The sequence below is a fragment of the Aminipila sp. genome (assembly GCF_032051575.1).
Classification (GTDB): domain Bacteria; phylum Bacillota; class Clostridia; order Peptostreptococcales; family Anaerovoracaceae; genus Aminipila.
On sequence record NZ_DAMBYD010000004.1, the window covers coordinates 1 to 17,052 of the forward strand.

The following is a 17,052-nucleotide window of genomic DNA, read 5'->3' on the forward strand; positions in this document are numbered from 1 at the left end:
AAGGGGCAGATGTAGACCTTGGAAACAAGCAGTTCGGAGGACAGGAAGCATTAGTAGTGTTTGATGATGTATTTATTCCAAAGGACAGAATCTTCCTTTGCGGAGAATATGATTTTGCAGGAATGATGGTAGAAAGATTTGCAGGATACCACAGACAGTCATATGGAGGCTGTAAGGTTGGGGTAGGCGATGTAGTAATCGGAGCAGCGGCATTGGCAGCAGATTACAACGGAGCACAGAAAGCATCACATGTAAAAGATAAACTGATAGAAATGACTCATCTGAATGAAACATTATACTGCTGCGGCATAGCATGTTCAGCAGAAGGCTATCCAACAGCAGCAGGAAACTATCAGATTGACTTACTGCTTGCCAACGTATGTAAGCAGAACGTAACAAGATTCCCATATGAAATCGTAAGACTGGCAGAAGATATTGCTGGAGGACTGATGGTAACTATGCCAGCAGAAGCAGACTTTAAGTCAGAGACAGTAGTAGGGAAGAATGGAGAAACCATAGGGGATGTATGCAATAAGTACTTTGCAGCAGCACCAACATGCACAACAGAAGAAAGAATGAGAGTCTTAAGATTCTTAGAAAACATCTGTCTTGGTTCATCAGCAGTAGGCTATAGAACTGAGTCCATGCATGGAGCAGGATCACCACAGGCTCAGAGAATCATGATTTCCCGTCAGGGCAATATTAATGCCAAGAAAGAACTTGCTAAAGCAATTGCAGGAATTAAATAAGCAGACTTAAGTTTGCAACAAATAACTAGTTTTTTAGTAAGTCGCCCAGTCTTTTTATGTGCGGCTTATTTTAAAAAATAATAGATAATTATTCATGGAGGTAGACAATTTGAAGTGTGGCATTCGATTTTGCGGGGGTTGCAATCCAAGATATGACAGAGGTAAGGCACTGGCAACTCTAGAGGAAAAGTTTAAAGGTGAAGTTGATTTTGTTATAGCAGAAGAAAATGTTTTGTATGATTTATTACTTGTAATTGGGGGCTGCACAAATTGCTGTGCTTCTTATGAACAATTTAAAACAAAAGAAGGCGTTATAAAAATGTGGGAAGAAACACATATTGAAAAAATCGCAAATGTAATTAAAGAATTAGAGTTTTAAAAAGATGAAAAAGATGGAGGTATCCCAAAGATGAACTGGAAAGAAATTTATGAAAGTAGAAAATGTACTGCTGATGAAGCAGTACAGAGAATTAAAAACGGTGATAGAGTAGTATTTGCCCATTGCGTAGCAGAGCCAACAATATTGGTAGATGCAATGGTAGCAAATGCAGAAAACTATGAGGATGTAACAATATCTCATATGGTTACGCTTGGCAAAGGTCAATATACAAAACCTGAATATAAGGGACATTTTAAATTCGAAGGATGGTTTTCTAGTGCAAGTACGAGAGGTTCCATAGCGGAAGGGCATGGACAATTTGTACCGGTCTATTTCCATGAAGTTCCTAACTACATAAGAAAGGGTATATTCCCAATTGATGTAGTTATGGTGGCGGTATCAGCACCTGACCGTAATGGTTTTTGCTCAGTAGGCGTTTCTTGTGACTATACGATGCAGGCTATAAAATCTGCTAAAATAGTATTGGCTGAAGTCAACGATCAAGTTCCAGTTGTTTATGGGGAAACGTTTGTACATATTAGTGAAATCGATGCTTTTGTTGAAACCTCACACCCTCTACCTGAGATGGTACTGCCTAATATTTGTGATGTTGAAACTAAAATCGGTAAATATTGCGCTTCGCTTATTGAAGATGGTTCCACATTACAACTTGGTATAGGGGCTATTCCTGATGCTGTATTGTCACAACTTAAAGATAAAAAACATTTAGGTATACATTCGGAAATGATTTCTGATGGTGTTGTAGATCTTTATGAAGCGGGGGTTATTGACTGCTCACAAAAATCTATTGATAAGGGAAAGATGATAGTAACTTTCTTAATGGGAACCAAGAAGCTGTATGATTTTGCAGCTAATAATCCTATGCTGGAAATGCGGCCTGTTGACTATGTAAATAGTCCTGTTGTAGTATCCCAATGTTCGAAAATGGTTTGCATTAATGCTTGTTTACAGGTAGACTTTATGGGACAGGTGGTATCTGACAGTATTGGAACAAAACAGTTCTCTGGTGTAGGTGGTCAGGTGGACTTCGTTAGAGGTGCAGCTATGTCTCTTGACGGAAAGGGAAAAGCTATCATTGCTATGCCATCAATTGTTAAGAAGAAGGATGGAACTATGATTTCTAAAATTGTTCCGTTTATTGATCATGGGGCAGCTGTTACAACAAATAGACATGATGTGGATTATATTGTAACTGAATATGGTATTGCAGAAATGAAAGGCAGAAGCCTTCAAGATAGAGCTAGAGCGCTTATAAACATTGCTCATCCCGAATTTAGAGATGAACTAAAAGAAGAATTTGAAAAGAGATTTAACGCACAGTTCTAAACTAATACTGACATGCCATACAAAGAGTTAGCTAAGGAGGTAATCTTATGCAGGCTTTAAGAGTAGTACCTAAAGTATTTTATTTTGATACTTTTAAGGAGTTTAATGAAGAGTTTAAAATTGGTAAAAGAGATGTTTTAGTAACCAATGAATGGATGTATAATCCATATGTTGCACCGCTTGGTTTAGATACGAATGTTATTTACCAAGAAAAGTATGGGATGGGAGAACCATCTGATGAAATGATCGATGCAATGGCCAACGAAATGCAAAAATATGACTATGATCGAATTATTGCATTTGGTGGAGGAACCATTGTTGATATCTGCAAGGTTTTATCACTTGATGTTCCTAAAAAATCAGTTGATCTTTTTACAGGAAAAGTTACTCCTAAAAAAATTAAACAGTTAATTGTAGTTCCAACTACTTGTGGCACTGGATCTGAGGTAACCAATGTAGCTATAGCGGAATTGAAATCCCTACAGACAAAGAAGGGGATTGCGGTTGAAGAAACCTATGCTGATATGGCTGCTTTAGTTCCTGAAAGTTTACAGGGACTTCCAGATAAGGTATTTGCAACAAGTTCGATTGATGCACTTATTCATGCAATAGAATCATACTTATCACCTAAGGCTTCAGATTTCACAGAAATGTATTCTTTGAAAGCCATAGAAATGATTATGGAAGGATATAAGAAAGTTCTTGCAGCAGGAAACACGGCTGATGCAAGAAAACCTTACTTAAAAGACTTTCTTCTTGCTTCCAATTATGCAGGGATTGCATTTGGTAATGCTGGATGTGCAGCTGTACATGCATTATCTTATTCAATTGGCGGAGCATTTCATGTACCACATGGAGAAGCTAATTATCAGTTCTTTACAGAAGTCTTTAAAATGTATATGAGGAAAGCACCTGATGGAAAGATTGCCAAAGCAAATCAAATCTTTGCAGATATACTTGGATGTGATGTTAAGAATGTTTATGACGAATTAGAGAAATTCTTAAATCAGTTAATTGCCAAGAAGCCCCTAAGAGAATATGGGATGTCGGAACTTCAGATTGGCGAATTTACAAAGATGACCGTTGAAAATCAACAGAGATTACTTGGTAATAACTATGTTTTCTTAACTGATGAAGAAATTAGAGAAATCTTTGCTAATTTATATTAAAATACAAATTGATATTAAAATGGCCAGAAAAACTTGAATTCTGGCCATTTTTGTGTGCCCAAAATATAAAATACAGATTTTACTATGGAAAAGTCTTGAAAAGATCACTGGCAAATTGTATAATGGAAAATCGAGGGTATGATGGATACAACTAATATAGAAATAAAAGAGGAGAAGGGAAGAGTTTATGAATCAAAATATTGTAACAGAAACTAGTAAAAATATCAGGGCTTTAGCGCGCGTGTCGCTACAAGGAAAATGGAAATTAGCGGTTATAGCAACTGCAGTGTATATGATTGCACTTATGGTACCAGCAACTATTTTAGATATTATTTTTGGTGGGGAAGATGGTGTATCACTTTTGTCTGGCTTGTACACATTTTTAGTTACAGCACCATTCACGGTAGGATATTCCATATTCTGCTTAAATTTATTCCGAAGAAAAGAATGTGAAGTTGCACAGGTTTTCTATGGATTTGAAAAGTTTTTTAAGGTGATTGGACTTTATATAGTTATGTGTGTATTTATAGGCCTATGGATTATAGCTCCAATAATAGCAGCATTAATTACACAGAAAAAAATATTTTTTCTCCTAATACTTCCACTTGGTATTCCTGCAATTATAGCTGCTTATAGGTATAGTCAATCATTCTTAATTATGGCAGATCATCCTGAATATGGGATTATGCAATGTATATCTGAAAGTAAACGAATAATGATTGGAAACAAGTTGAAGTTTTTCTGCATGGAGTTCAGTTTTATTGGATGGGCAATTTTAGCAGCTATACCTACAGGAATTTTATCAACAATATTTACTTTTGCAGCGCCTTCATTAAAAAGCATGGGGTCGTTAATTGGAAGTATAGCATATTTCTGGTTAATGCCTTATATGTGTCTTGCTGGAGTTGCATTCTACGAACTTGCTAATGGCAATTTACTGCCAGGAGTTATTGAAGCTAGTCCAATGAGTTTTGATGGAGAAACTTCTAAGCTTAGTGAAGTACCATATAACACTGAGGGAGAAGTACATACTACAGAAGAAACTAGAGAAAATTAATATTGACATTAAAAAATTACTATGTTAATATGAAGTGGAAAATTAAATAATATGTCTTCAGGGCAGGGTGTGATTCCCTACCGGTGGTAAAGCCCACGAGCCGCAAGGCAGATTCGGTGTGATTCCGAAGCCGACAGTATAGTCTGGATGAAAGAAGATAAGTGCAAGTTTTATATTGCGTTTGATTATTATGCTCTGAAATGTTATCATTTCAGAGTTTTTTATTATTTAGAAATCAATATAAAATATTTATTAAGCTTGCAAATAAATTATGAGTATATGTTATTAAGATATAAGCATAATAAAAATGCCTTGGAGTTTTATCCAAGGCATTTTTTTTGAATAGGATATAACAATGATAAATCAGGGAGATGAATTGATTGACAGATGAAAAATATATGCAGATGGCTTTAGAGCTGGCCAGAAAAGCAGAAGGGTGGACAAATCCAAATCCTATGGTGGGAGCAATAGTTGTAAAAAATGGAAATATAATTGGACAAGGCTTTCATGAAAAATATGGACAGCTGCATGCAGAAAGAAATGCAATTGCAAATTGCAGCGAATCACCTGAGGGAGCAACTATATATGTTACTTTAGAACCATGCTGTCATTATGGAAAAACACCACCATGCACAGAAGCTATTATGGAAAATAAAATCTCAAGAGTAGTAGTGGGTTCTAAAGATCCAAATATTCTTGTGGCGGGAAAAGGTATAGAAATTCTAAAGCAGGCAGGCATTCAGGTTACCACAGGAGTTTTGGAAAAAGAATGCAATGAAATAAATAAAATTTTCCTTCATTACATAGGAGAAAAAAAGCCATTTGTGGCTATGAAGTATGCTATGACAATGGATGGCAAAATTGCAGCCTATACAGGAAAGTCAAAATGGATTACAGGAGAAACGGCCAGAGAGCATGTGCATAAGTTACGGCATAAATATATGGCTATTATGGTTGGTATAGGAACAGTGCTAAAAGATAATCCTAGGCTGGATTGCAGACTTCCAAATACTAAAAATCCTAAAAGAATAATTTGTGATACGAATCTAAGAATTCCTTTGGAATGTCAGATAGTGAATACTGCAAAGGATATAGAAACATATATAGCTACAGCAACATTAGATAATGAAAAAACTAAAAAACTTACTGAGGCTGGCTGTATTGTATTGCAAATCCCTAGAAGCGGAGATCATATTGATCTAAATATTCTTATGCAAATGCTTGGGAAAAAAGGAATAGACAGTATACTTCTTGAAGGTGGAGGAACATTAAATTATGAAGCCTTAAGTAAGGGTATTGTGGACTATATATTTGCATATGTGGCACCTAAGATTTTCGGAGGAAAAGATGCTATAACTGCAGTGGAAGGTATGGGTGTGGAAAGCCCGGAAACTGCAATTATGCTGAAAAATAGAAAAATTACTATTTTGGGAGAAGATATATTGATTGAGCATGAAGTTTTTAAAGGGGTGAATAAATGTTTACAGGGATAGTCGAAGAAAAGGGAATGATTAAGTCAATTTTAAAAGGAAGAAATTCATCCAGACTTATTGTTGAAGGAGATGAAATTTTTAATCAAATACATCTTGGAGATAGTGTAGCAGTTAATGGGGTCTGCCTTACAGTCTGTAGTTTTAGTGGCAATACATTTGAAGCAGATGTAATGGGAGAGACCCTTTCACGAAGCTCTCTGGGAAATTTAAAATCGGGAAGCATAGTTAATTTAGAGAGAGCCATGGCTGCAGATGGCAGGTTTGGAGGTCATATAGTTTCTGGACATATAGATGGAACGGGAACTATTGTAAGTTTAATACCAGATGAAATAGCTACCTGGATAAAGATTTCTACCGCACCTGAGATTATGAAATATATTGTTGAAAAAGGCTCAATAGCAATAGACGGTGTAAGTCTGACGGTAGCAACAGTAAGTAATGATAGTTTTCAAGTCTCACTAATACCACACACAGGAAAAGAAACCACATTACTGAGCAAGAGAGTTGGAGATGTAGTCAATCTTGAAAACGATATAATTGGAAAATATATTGAAAAATTCTTAGTAACAAAGAATCCAAATCAGAAAAATGAAAGTCGAATAAATATGGGATTTCTTGAAAAGAACGGATTTTAATACTTATTTTTAATAATGGAGGATAGACAAATGTTTAAATATAATACAATTGAGGAAGCGTTAGAAGCTCTTAGACAAGGGAAAATGATTGTTGTAACAGATGCTGAAGACAGGGAAAATGAGGGAGATTTAATTTGTGCAGCTGAATTTGCCACTACAGAGAATGTTAATTTTATGGCAATTCATGCAAAAGGATTAATCTGCATGCCTATGAGCAAAGATATGGTTGGTAAACTAGGTTTACACCAAATGGTTTCAAAGAATACTGACAATCATGAAACTGCTTTTACAGTATCAATAGATCATATTGATACTACTACAGGAATATCAGCGGTTGAAAGATCAATTACGGCTATGAAAGCAGTGGAAGAAAACGCATGTCCAGAAGATTTCAGAAGGCCTGGTCATATGTTCCCATTATTGGCTAAAACTTATGGTGTTTTGGAAAGACAGGGACATACGGAAGCCACCATTGATTTAATAAAACTTGCAGGTCTAAAAGAGTGTGGATTATGCTGCGAAATTATGAGAGAAGATGGAACAATGATGCGAACTACTGAATTAAAGGAATTTGCGCAGGAGCATGGACTTGTATTCGTAACCATAGAAGCACTGAAAGAATACAGAAAATGCACAGAGAAAATTGTGGAAAGAGTTGTAGCCACTAAATTGCCTACGAAATATGGTGAGTTTATAGCTTATGGATATGAAAATAAAATTAATGGAGAGCATCATGTGGCTCTTGTAAAGGGGAATATAGAAGACGGAGAATCTGTGCTTTGCAGAGTTCACTCTGAATGTTTAACAGGAGATGCGCTAGGTTCTATTAAATGTGATTGTGGAGAACAGTATGATGCTGCTATGAAGAAATTAGAAAAGGAAGGCTGCGGAGTGATGCTTTATATGAGACAAGAGGGCAGAGGCATCGGGCTTATAAATAAACTAAAAGCATATGCACTTCAAGATAAAGGAATGGACACAGTAGAGGCGAATCTTGCACTTGGATTTGAAGAAGATTTGAGGGATTATTCTATAGCAGCTCAGATTTTGAAGGATTTAGGAGTAAAGGATGTAAAACTAATGACAAATAATCCGGATAAAGTTAAGCAACTTTCAAAATATGGTGTAAATATTTCTGAAAGAGTTCCCATTGAGATTGAGGCAAATCCGTATGATAGGTTTTATTTGAAGACGAAACAGGAAAAAATGGGGCATATATTGAGTTACCACTAAGAATTTTATTAGTTAAAGATATGTTAAATTACAACGCAAAAGGAGAATAAAAATGAAAGTATTTGAAGGAAAATTAGTAGCTAAAGACATTAAAGTTGGAATTGTCGCTGCAAGGTTTAATGAATTTATTGTTTCTAAGCTGCTATCGGGTGCGGTAGATGGACTGACAAGGCATAATGTGGAAGAAGATAATATTGAAGTGGCGTGGGTGCCAGGAGCCTTTGAAATTCCTCTTATGGCAGCTAAAATGGCTAAGTCAGGAAGATATGATTCAGTGATATGTTTAGGAGCAGTTATTAGAGGTACGACTACTCATTATGATTATGTTTGTAATGAAGTATCAAAGGGCGTTGCTCATGTGGGGCTTGAGTCTGGTATTCCTGTAATGTTTGGTGTTATTACTACAGAGAATATAGAACAAGCTATAGAACGTGCAGGTACAAAGGCTGGCAATAAGGGATACGATTGTGCACTTGGGGCAATTGAAATGGTCAATCTTATGCAGCAGTTTTAAAATATTGAACAAACATAGCAAATACAAATTCGGAACATTTAAACCGTTTCTTTCATATTATAGCGAGAGTAGTAATTTGAAAGGGGCGGTTTTTTGTGGCTGTAGAAAGGCATATTTATCCGGGAAATAATACAACTGAAGGTTTTTATTCTTATTATAATTACATATTAGGTCAGCGCGAGGCAAATCGGATTATTTGCATAAAGGGAGGTCCAGGAGTAGGTAAGTCTACATTTATGAAAAAAATAGGTGAGACTTATCTGGAAAGAGGAGAAGATGTAGATTTCATGCATTGCTCTTCAGATAACAATTCTCTAGATGGTGTGGTCTTAAAAAATAGAAGGATAGCGCTCATAGATGCGACAAGTCCTCATGTGGTAGATCCTGTGAATCCAGGGGCAGTAGATCAAATTATACATTTAGGCGACTATTGGAACGAAAGAGGAATTAGAGAAAACAAGATGGCAGTAATAGAAACTAATGAAAGAATCAAGAGCATGTTCCAATATGCATACAACTATTTTGCAGCAGCAGGAAAGCTTTATGAAAACATTGCAGCCATGTATGATACTGCCATAGAAAGAGCTGAAGTCTATAAGATGACAGCTACAATTGTAGGAAATGAACTTGCGCATAAAGAACTCTGTTTAAATCCAGGTAATGTTAAGAAATTTTTTGCTAGTGCCATTACACCAATGGGAATTACCCATTACATAAAAAGTCTGATTAATGGATATAAAAAGATATATATAATAAGCAGTCCTGTAGGCCTTTGTGCAACCAGCTTGCTTAATGTATTTTCAGAAAGTGTTATATATAGAGGGTTTGACGTAGAACTGTATTACTGTCCTATGCGGCCTGAAAGCAAAATTGAGCATCTGTTAGTACCTGAAATTGGAGTTGCATTTATAAGTGTGAACAAATATCATGACCTTGAACCGTGGGAAATTGCTACAGATGAAGAAGGAAAAAATAATCCGGAAATCGTTCATATAGATATGAATGAGATGATTGAAAGAAGAAAGTTAGAAAAATTAGAGAAGCTAATTAAAAATAATTCTGATAGCATGGATAAACTGATTTCCGATGGAATTGAGTGTTTAAAACTGGCGAAGCAAGAGCATGATTATCTTGAAAGTTTTTATATTCCAAACATGGATTTTAAAAAAATAGATGAATTAAGGAATGAAATTATTGCTAAAATAGGGTAATAAGATGTATAATTAAGGGTAACATACTTTTTGATATACACAAGCAATTAAGGAGAACAAAAGATGAGTAACAAATTTATTCCATTGCTTTTTGCAGGGGATATTAATGTATATAGTGTAGCAAGAGCTTTTCATGAGGAATACAGTATAAAACCATTTGTATATGGTAAATACCCAACAGGCCCATGCTTCAAAAGTAAAATAATGAATTATAATGCAAATCCAAAAGCAGATGAACAGGATACTTTCCTGGAACTTGTTCTTGGATTTGCAGAAGAACATAAAGATAAGCAGATTCTTTTAATCGGTTGTGGTGACAGCTATGTACAACTGATTAGTGCAAATAAAGACAAGCTCCCTGAGAATGTTATCGCACCATATATTCATATTGATATGATGAATAATTTAATCCATAAAGAAAAGTTCTACGAAATGTGTGAAAAAATTGGTGTAGATTATCCTAATACATTTGTTCACAAAAAAGAATTAGGTCATAATTTTGAGCTGCCTTTCAAAGCACCTTTTATTATAAAGCCTGCTAATGGAATTGAATATTGGAGACATCCTTTTGCTACTCAGAAAAAGGTATATAAGGCTGATTCAAGACAAGAATTAGATGCTATTTTAGATGATATTTATGATGCTGGTTATAAGGATTCTATTATTATTCAGGACTTTATTCCTGGAGATGATACTTTTATGCGGGTTCTTACTAACTATTCAGATAAGAATGGTAAAGTGAAGATGATGTGTTTGGGACATGTTCTCTTAGAAGAGCATACACCTCATGGAATAGGTAACCATGCAGTCATTATAACAGAACATAACGAGATTGTAGAAGCACAGTTTAAGCAGCTTTTAGAAAGCATGAATTATATAGGATTCTCAAACTTTGATATTAAATATGATACTAGAGACGGTAAATATAAAGTATTCGAAATAAACACAAGACAAGGCAGAAGCAATTTCTATGTTACAGGTGCTGGTGCAAATGTGGCAAAGTGTTTAGTAGAAGATTATATTGAGAACAAAACACTTAAAGAGAACTTCGTTAGAAACAAGAATTTATGGTTGGTTGTTCCTAAAAAAGTAGCATTCACTTATATTAAACCTGAAGAATATAAGAGAGAAATGAGAGAGTTATTTGCAGCAGGAAAATGGGTAAATCCTCTATTCTATGCACCAGATAATAATTTAGGAAGAAGATTTAAATTATTCAAATCACAGATGGGACATTACGTTAAGTTTAAAAAATATCTTGGAAAATAGGTAGGCAGAAACTTTAGGAGAATTTATTAATGAGGGAAAAAGGACAAAAAGTTTTAGGTGTAATAGGTGGAATGGGGCCTCTTGCGACACAGCTTTTTTATAAAATGGTCATAGATAAAACGGAAGCCCATTGTGATCAAGATCACTTGAATATGATTATTTTAAACCATGCAAGCATACCGGACCGTACAACAGCAATAAAAAGTGGAGATGTGGAAGAACTGTATCATAAGCTTTTACATGATGCGAAATTTTTAGAAGTAGGTGGAGCAGACTACATAGCAATACCTTGTAATACATCCCACCTTTTAGTGGACAGGCTGCAAAGAAATCTAAACATTCCTATTGTCAATATGATTAAGGAAGCCGCTATGTCAGTATATTGCAGGTATGGTGAGAATTTCAAACTTGGAATTTTGGCTACGGATGGAACCATTAAAACGAAGCTATATCAAAATGAATGCAAAGCGTTAGGTATAACTGCAGTGGTGCCATCAGAAGAAAATCAAGCAAGAGTCATGAAAATAATTTATGATGGTATAAAAGATGGAAATCCTATTGATATGAAGGATTTTTATGAAATTGAGAAAGAGATGAAAGAGGAAGGCTGCAAATGTGTACTTATGGCATGTACAGAGCTTTCCTGCTTTAAAGAAATGAATAAACTATCTGATTTTTATGTAGATGCAATGGAAGTCCTGGCAGAAAGGGCTATCGTATTGTGTGATAAAAAACTAAAATAAAATGATTAAAAAGTGGAAAGCTGAGGCAGGTAAGTGTCAAATAGAGTACAGAATTTAAGAGAGTATATAGAGTTATTAAAAGAAAAGAATATATTAGTAGAAACAAATGCAGAAGAATCAGAACTGAAAGAGTTTGTAAGATATATATCTTACAATTCCATGGATGTAAAGTTTGGAACATTGTTTATTTGTAAAGGAACACATTTTTCGGTAGAGTATTTGAAGAGTGCTATTAAAGAAGGAGCTCTTGCATATATAAGTGAACAAAAGTATGACCTATCAGAGATAAAAACAGAACGAAATATACCTTATATTATTGTAAATGATATAAGGAAGGCAATGGCTTATATTTCAGATATGTATTATAATCAGGTCTGGAAGGAATTAGATATTATTGGTATTACTGGGACAAAAGGCAAATCTACGACTACCTACTTTATGAAGGCTATTTTAGACGATTACCTAAAGGAAATCAAGAAGCCTAAAAGTGCGGTTCTTTCAGGGATTGATAACTATGATGGAATATTAAATGAAGAATCTCATTTAACAACTCCGGAGACGTTAGATCTGCATAAGCATTTTAATAATGCGGTAAAATCTGAAATAGATTATTTGACAATGGAAGTTTCCAGTCAGGCATTAAAATATCATAGGACTTTAGGCGTTAAATATGCTGTGGGATGTTTCTTAAATATAGGGGAGGATCATATAAGTGATGCGGAGCATTGTGATTTCGAAGATTATTTTCAGTCTAAGTTGAAATTATTTGATCAGTGCGAAACTGCTTGTGTAAATCTAGACAGTGATCATGTAGAAAGAGTTATGGATGCGGCTAATCAGTGCAAAAAAGTTGTAACCTTTGGACTTAATGAAAAGGCTGGTATCTATGGATACAATATTTCTACCAGTGGAAATAGCATAACATTTAATGCCCGCTCAGATAGTTTTGATGAGGAATTTAAAATTAATATGCCAGGTTTGTTTAATGTGTCAAATGCGCTAGCAGCAATTGCTATTTCGTATGCGTTAAATATTCCTCTAAAAAATATACATGCAGGCTTGAAAAGGGCTCAGGTTAGTGGAAGAATGGAAGTTTATACTAATCTTAGTAAAGATTTATATGTAATAGTAGATTATGCTCATAATAAAATGAGCTTTGAATCTTTATTTGCTTCTATGAAGAGAGAATTCCCAAACAAGAAAATTTCCATAGTATTTGGGTGCCCTGGAAAGAAGGCTCTTGCAAGAAGACGTGAACTTGGAGATTTAGCAGGTAAGTATTCAAATCATGTTTTCATTACAGAGGAAGATGCTGGCGAAGAACCTCTTATGAAAATTTGTGAAGAAATTGCTAAACATGTTGAGAAGCATGATTGTACATGCTCAATTATTACAGATAGAAAAGAAGCAATCAGGCAGGCCATTGCTGATGCTGACAGAGACACTGTAGTACTTGTAACAGGTAAAGGCCGAGAAACGAGACAAAAGAGAGGTACAAATTATATTGATACGCCTTCAGATGTAGAATATGTTCAGGAGTTTTTGAAGGACAAGTAAGCAATGAAAGACAAAATGATTAATATATTAAAAAAGGAAACAGTGTTTGTTGTATCAGGGCTGGCGGCTATGCTGTCAGCTCTTTTCGTACCTCCTTCGTTAGAATATAAGGAATACATAGATTTCAAAGTAATTGCATTACTGTTTGCTCTTATGACTGTAGTTGCAGGGATTCGAAGAATAGGAACGTTTGAAGTATTATCTCAAAAACTTTTAAAAAGAGGAAGCAGTGTTAGATTCATTTCCTTAATTCTTGTGATTTTATGTTTTTTTATAGCCATGCTTGTAACAAATGATGTGGCATTGCTTACGATGGTACCCTTTACGCTGGCTGTTTTAGATTTTTTAAGTGAGAAAAGAATTATATTTATTGTAGTAATGGAAACAATAGCAGCCAATTTAGGGAGCATGCTTACGCCTGTAGGAAATCCACAAAATTTGTATTTGTTTTCATATTTTGATTTGACTGTAATAGAATTTTTAAAGATTACTTTTCCAATAACCCTTCTGAGCTTTATGTTAATTGTAATAATGATGTTAGTGGTGAGGGGCCAAAAATTAAATATAGTCTTTGATGTAGAGGCTAATATAGAAAGTAAAACCAAGATGGTTTCATATATAGTTCTTTTTTTACTTTGCATTTTTACTGTGGTTGGGCTTCTGGACTATAGAATCATGCTTACAATAGTGCTTATAGGTGTTTTAATATTGGATAGTGGCTTGCTAAAAGAAGTGGATTATTTTTTGCTTATAACTTTTGTATTTTTCTTTATATTTATTGGCAATATAGGACAAGTTGAAATGATAAGAAGAGGAATTTCACATATAATACAGGGAAAAGAATTATTCGCTGCTATTGCTTTGTCACAGATTATAAGTAACGTTCCTGCAGCTGTAATGCTTTCATCTTTTACTGAAAATCATAAAGCCTTAATTCTAGGAACGGACATAGGTGGACTGGGAACATTAATAGCCTCCCTTGCCAGTTTAATATCCTTTAAAATTTATTCTCAAAGAAAGAATTCAGATAAAAAACGTTATTTAGTCATTTTTACAGCTATAAATTTACTATTCTTAGTTATATTAATAGTTGTAGCAGTTATTCAATAAAACCTTTGAAAGGGGATATGAAATGAATTACATGGAATTAAATTCAAATGATGTAGAGAAAATTTTGGAGTATCAGCATAATTATTTTAATACTAATGTTACAAAAGATATAAATTTCCGTATCAGACAGTTAAAGGCGTTAAAGAAGGGACTCAAAAAACATGAAAAAGAAATTTCTATGGCCCTGTATAAGGATTTAGGAAAACATAAAAATGAGTCTTATATAACGGAGATTGGATTTGTATATGGCAGTATTTCTTATATGATAAAAAATCTGAAGAAATGGGCTAAACCAGTAAAAAAGCATACCCCTATATACCTATTACCATCAAAAAGCTATGTAGTAAGTGAACCTTATGGAACAGTTCTTATATTAGGAGCGTATAATTACCCAGTTCAGCTTCTTATAGAGCCTTTGATTGGAGCTATAGCCGCAGGAAACACGGCACTCTTAGCAACTCCAGAAATGGCAGTGCATACCTCATCAGCTATAAGAAAAATGATAGAAGATACATTTGAAAAACGTTATGTAATGTGTGTAGAAGGAACTATGCAGACAAACAGCTCTCTAATAAATGCTAAATTTGATTATATCTTTTTTACGGGCAGTTCAGCAGTGGGAAGAATTGTAATGGAGGCAGCTGCGAAAAACCTAGTACCAGTGACCCTTGAACTTGGTGGGAAAAGCCCTGTCATAGTTGATAAAAGTGCAAATATAAAGGAAGCTGCCAGAAGAATAATATGGGGGAAAACGTTAAATGCAGGTCAGACATGCGTTGCCCCAGATTACGTGATGGTGCATGAATCAGTGGAAGAAGAACTTATTTTACAAATGAAGAAAGCATTAAAAAAATATTATGGAAAAAATATTGAAAAAAGTAATGATTATGGTCGCATTATTAATAAAAAACATTTTGAACGAATCACAAATTTGATTGATCAGGAAAAAGAACATATTATTTTTGGTGGACATAGTAATGAGGAAACCAGATATATTGAGCCTACAATTTTAAAAATTGACTCGTTTAATACTATAATAATGCAGGAAGAAATATTTGGTCCACTTCTTCCAATTATAAAATACAGTGATTTAGATGCAGCAATAAACAAGATTAAGGAGTTGCCAAAACCTTTGGCTTTATATCTTTTCACAAGGAAGAACAAGGTTGGGGAAAAGTTGCTATGTGATACTTCATCTGGTAATGTCTGCATAAATGATACAATTATGCATATTGCCAATTACAAGCTGCCATTTGGCGGTGTTGGTGGTGCTGGCATGGGAAGTTACCATGGTGAACAAAGCTTTATTACTTTCTGTCATAAAAAAGGAGTATTAAAAAAATCTGCAAGATTTAATAATACTCTTGTATATCCTCCATTTAGCGAAAAAAAGTTAAGGGTAGTAAAAAAGTTTCTAAAGTAAAAGGTGAAAACGTATCTTAGATTAAAGATGCGTTTTTTTTTATAATTATCAGAAAAAATAAACTATTCTGTGAAGTTAATTGAAGAATTTTGATGCATATAGTTATAGTTAAGAAAAATAAACTTAACTAAAAACAAAGGAGAAAGAAAAATGGCAGTTAATCTTAAAGGAAGAAGTTTTTTAACACTAATGGATTTTACCCCTGAAGAAATTAGGTATATGCTAGATTTGTCACATGACTTAAAGGCAAAGAAACGTGCAGGTATTGAAGGTACAACTTTAAAAGGAAAGAATATTGTTCTTCTTTTTGAAAAAGCTTCAACTAGAACCCGATGTGCTTTTGAAGTTGCCTGCTTAGATGAGGGTGCGCATGTTACTTTTCTTGACTCAAGCAGTTCACAATTTGGTAAAAAAGAATCAGTTGAAGACTCAGCAAAAGTTTTTGGAAGGTTTTATGATGGTATCGAATACAGAGGCTTTAAACAGTCATTAGTAGAAGACCTGGCAAAATATTCTGGTATTCCAGTATGGAATGGTTTAACAGATGTAGACCATCCAACTCAGATTTTAGCGGATCTTTTAACTATTGAAGAACATGTAGCAAAGCCGTTGAATAAAGTTAAGGTAGTTTTCTGTGGTGATGTAAGAAACAATATGAGCTATGCATGGATGTACGGCTGCGCAAAGATGGGCATGCATTATGTAGCTTATGGTCCAGAAACTTTACTTAATGAAATTGATAAGAACATTTTAGAAAAAGTAAATGAAGTTGCCAAGGAAACTGGTGCAAGAATTGAACTTTGCAGCACACCAGAATGCTTAAAGGGAGCAGATGTACTTTACACAGATGTATGGGCATCAATGGGAGAAGAAGCACAGATTCCAGAAAAAGTAAAATTATTAACACCATATAAGGTGACTACTGAAATGGTAGAAGCTACAGGAAACGAAGATGTTATATTCTTACACTGCTTGCCATCTTTTCACGATTTCGAAACAACAATGGCAAAGTCACAGAAAGAATTAGGATATGACATTAGAGAAGTAACCGATGAAGTATTTAGAAGCAAATATTCTAAAGTTTTTGATGAAGCAGAAAACCGTATGCATACTATCAAAGCAGTTATAGTGGCAACAATAGGCAGATAAGAAGGAGAAATTCG

General features: G+C 34.6%; 16 protein-coding genes and 1 riboswitch. All 16 genes read left to right on the forward strand.

Translation table 11 applies throughout. The features are described 5' to 3' along the window. Positions 1 to 749: 4-hydroxyphenylacetate 3-hydroxylase C-terminal domain-containing protein (locus tag RTW14_RS05925; RefSeq protein WP_312648785.1), on the forward strand; the 749-nt coding region annotated here is incomplete at its 5' end. A 109-nt stretch (positions 750 to 858) separates the two neighbouring features. Continuing rightward, entirely contained in the window at positions 859 to 1,128 is a 270-nt protein-coding gene (locus RTW14_RS05930) for a hypothetical protein (protein ID WP_312648786.1), read from the forward strand. 30 nt (positions 1,129 to 1,158) lie between these two features. Then, positions 1,159 to 2,475: an acetyl-CoA hydrolase/transferase family protein gene (locus RTW14_RS05935; protein WP_312648787.1), complete on the forward strand. Its 1,317-nt coding sequence runs from the start codon at positions 1,159 to 1,161 to the stop codon at positions 2,473 to 2,475. A 47-nt stretch (positions 2,476 to 2,522) separates the two neighbouring features. Continuing rightward, positions 2,523 to 3,644 (forward strand): 4-hydroxybutyrate dehydrogenase, encoded by a 1,122-nt coding sequence (locus RTW14_RS05940; protein ID WP_312648788.1) that lies wholly within the window; start codon positions 2,523 to 2,525, stop codon positions 3,642 to 3,644. Between the two features lie 187 nt (positions 3,645 to 3,831). Then, positions 3,832 to 4,701 carry a DUF975 family protein gene (locus RTW14_RS05945; protein WP_312648789.1) on the forward strand — a complete coding sequence of 290 codons (870 nt, stop codon included), beginning with the start codon at positions 3,832 to 3,834 and terminating at the stop codon, positions 4,699 to 4,701. A gap of 49 nt (positions 4,702 to 4,750) precedes the next feature. Then, positions 4,751 to 4,864: riboswitch (FMN riboswitch) on the forward strand. 217 nt (positions 4,865 to 5,081) lie between these two features. Beyond that, the gene (ribD, locus tag RTW14_RS05950) at positions 5,082 to 6,194 is read left to right on the forward strand and encodes a bifunctional diaminohydroxyphosphoribosylaminopyrimidine deaminase/5-amino-6-(5-phosphoribosylamino)uracil reductase RibD (RefSeq protein WP_312648790.1); all 1,113 of its coding nucleotides are present in this window, start codon (positions 5,082 to 5,084) and stop codon (positions 6,192 to 6,194) included. Beyond that, positions 6,179 to 6,829 carry a riboflavin synthase gene (gene ribE, locus RTW14_RS05955; protein WP_312648791.1) on the forward strand — a complete coding sequence of 217 codons (651 nt, stop codon included), beginning with the start codon at positions 6,179 to 6,181 and terminating at the stop codon, positions 6,827 to 6,829. Before ribD ends, ribE begins: the two co-directional genes overlap by 16 nt. Positions 6,830 to 6,859: 30 nt before the next feature. Further along, positions 6,860 to 8,062 (forward strand): bifunctional 3,4-dihydroxy-2-butanone-4-phosphate synthase/GTP cyclohydrolase II, encoded by a 1,203-nt coding sequence (locus tag RTW14_RS05960; protein WP_312648792.1) that lies wholly within the window; start codon positions 6,860 to 6,862, stop codon positions 8,060 to 8,062. 52 nt (positions 8,063 to 8,114) lie between these two features. Further along, positions 8,115 to 8,576 (forward strand): 6,7-dimethyl-8-ribityllumazine synthase, encoded by a 462-nt coding sequence (gene ribH, locus RTW14_RS05965; RefSeq protein ID WP_312648793.1) that lies wholly within the window; start codon positions 8,115 to 8,117, stop codon positions 8,574 to 8,576. A 95-nt stretch (positions 8,577 to 8,671) separates the two neighbouring features. Then, positions 8,672 to 9,787 carry an ATPase gene (locus RTW14_RS05970; protein WP_312648794.1) on the forward strand — a complete coding sequence of 372 codons (1,116 nt, stop codon included), beginning with the start codon at positions 8,672 to 8,674 and terminating at the stop codon, positions 9,785 to 9,787. A gap of 63 nt (positions 9,788 to 9,850) precedes the next feature. Continuing rightward, complete coding sequence (locus RTW14_RS05975; RefSeq protein ID WP_312648795.1) at positions 9,851 to 11,056, forward strand: carboxylate--amine ligase; 1,206 nt, start codon at positions 9,851 to 9,853, stop codon at positions 11,054 to 11,056. A gap of 29 nt (positions 11,057 to 11,085) precedes the next feature. Then, the gene (locus RTW14_RS05980) at positions 11,086 to 11,799 is read left to right on the forward strand and encodes an aspartate/glutamate racemase family protein (protein WP_312648796.1); all 714 of its coding nucleotides are present in this window, start codon (positions 11,086 to 11,088) and stop codon (positions 11,797 to 11,799) included. Positions 11,800 to 11,832: 33 nt separating this feature from the next. Beyond that, a complete protein-coding gene (locus RTW14_RS05985; RefSeq protein ID WP_312648797.1) occupies positions 11,833 to 13,356 on the forward strand; it encodes a Mur ligase family protein in 1,524 nt (507 codons plus the stop codon). Between the two features lie 3 nt (positions 13,357 to 13,359). Then, positions 13,360 to 14,466: an SLC13 family permease gene (locus RTW14_RS05990; protein WP_312648798.1), complete on the forward strand. Its 1,107-nt coding sequence runs from the start codon at positions 13,360 to 13,362 to the stop codon at positions 14,464 to 14,466. 22 nt (positions 14,467 to 14,488) lie between these two features. Further along, a complete protein-coding gene (locus RTW14_RS05995; RefSeq protein ID WP_312648799.1) occupies positions 14,489 to 15,889 on the forward strand; it encodes an aldehyde dehydrogenase family protein in 1,401 nt (466 codons plus the stop codon). 150 nt (positions 15,890 to 16,039) lie between these two features. Further along, a complete protein-coding gene (gene argF / locus RTW14_RS06000) occupies positions 16,040 to 17,038 on the forward strand; it encodes an ornithine carbamoyltransferase (RefSeq protein WP_312648800.1) in 999 nt (332 codons plus the stop codon). The last annotated feature ends 14 nt before the right edge of the window (positions 17,039 to 17,052 follow it).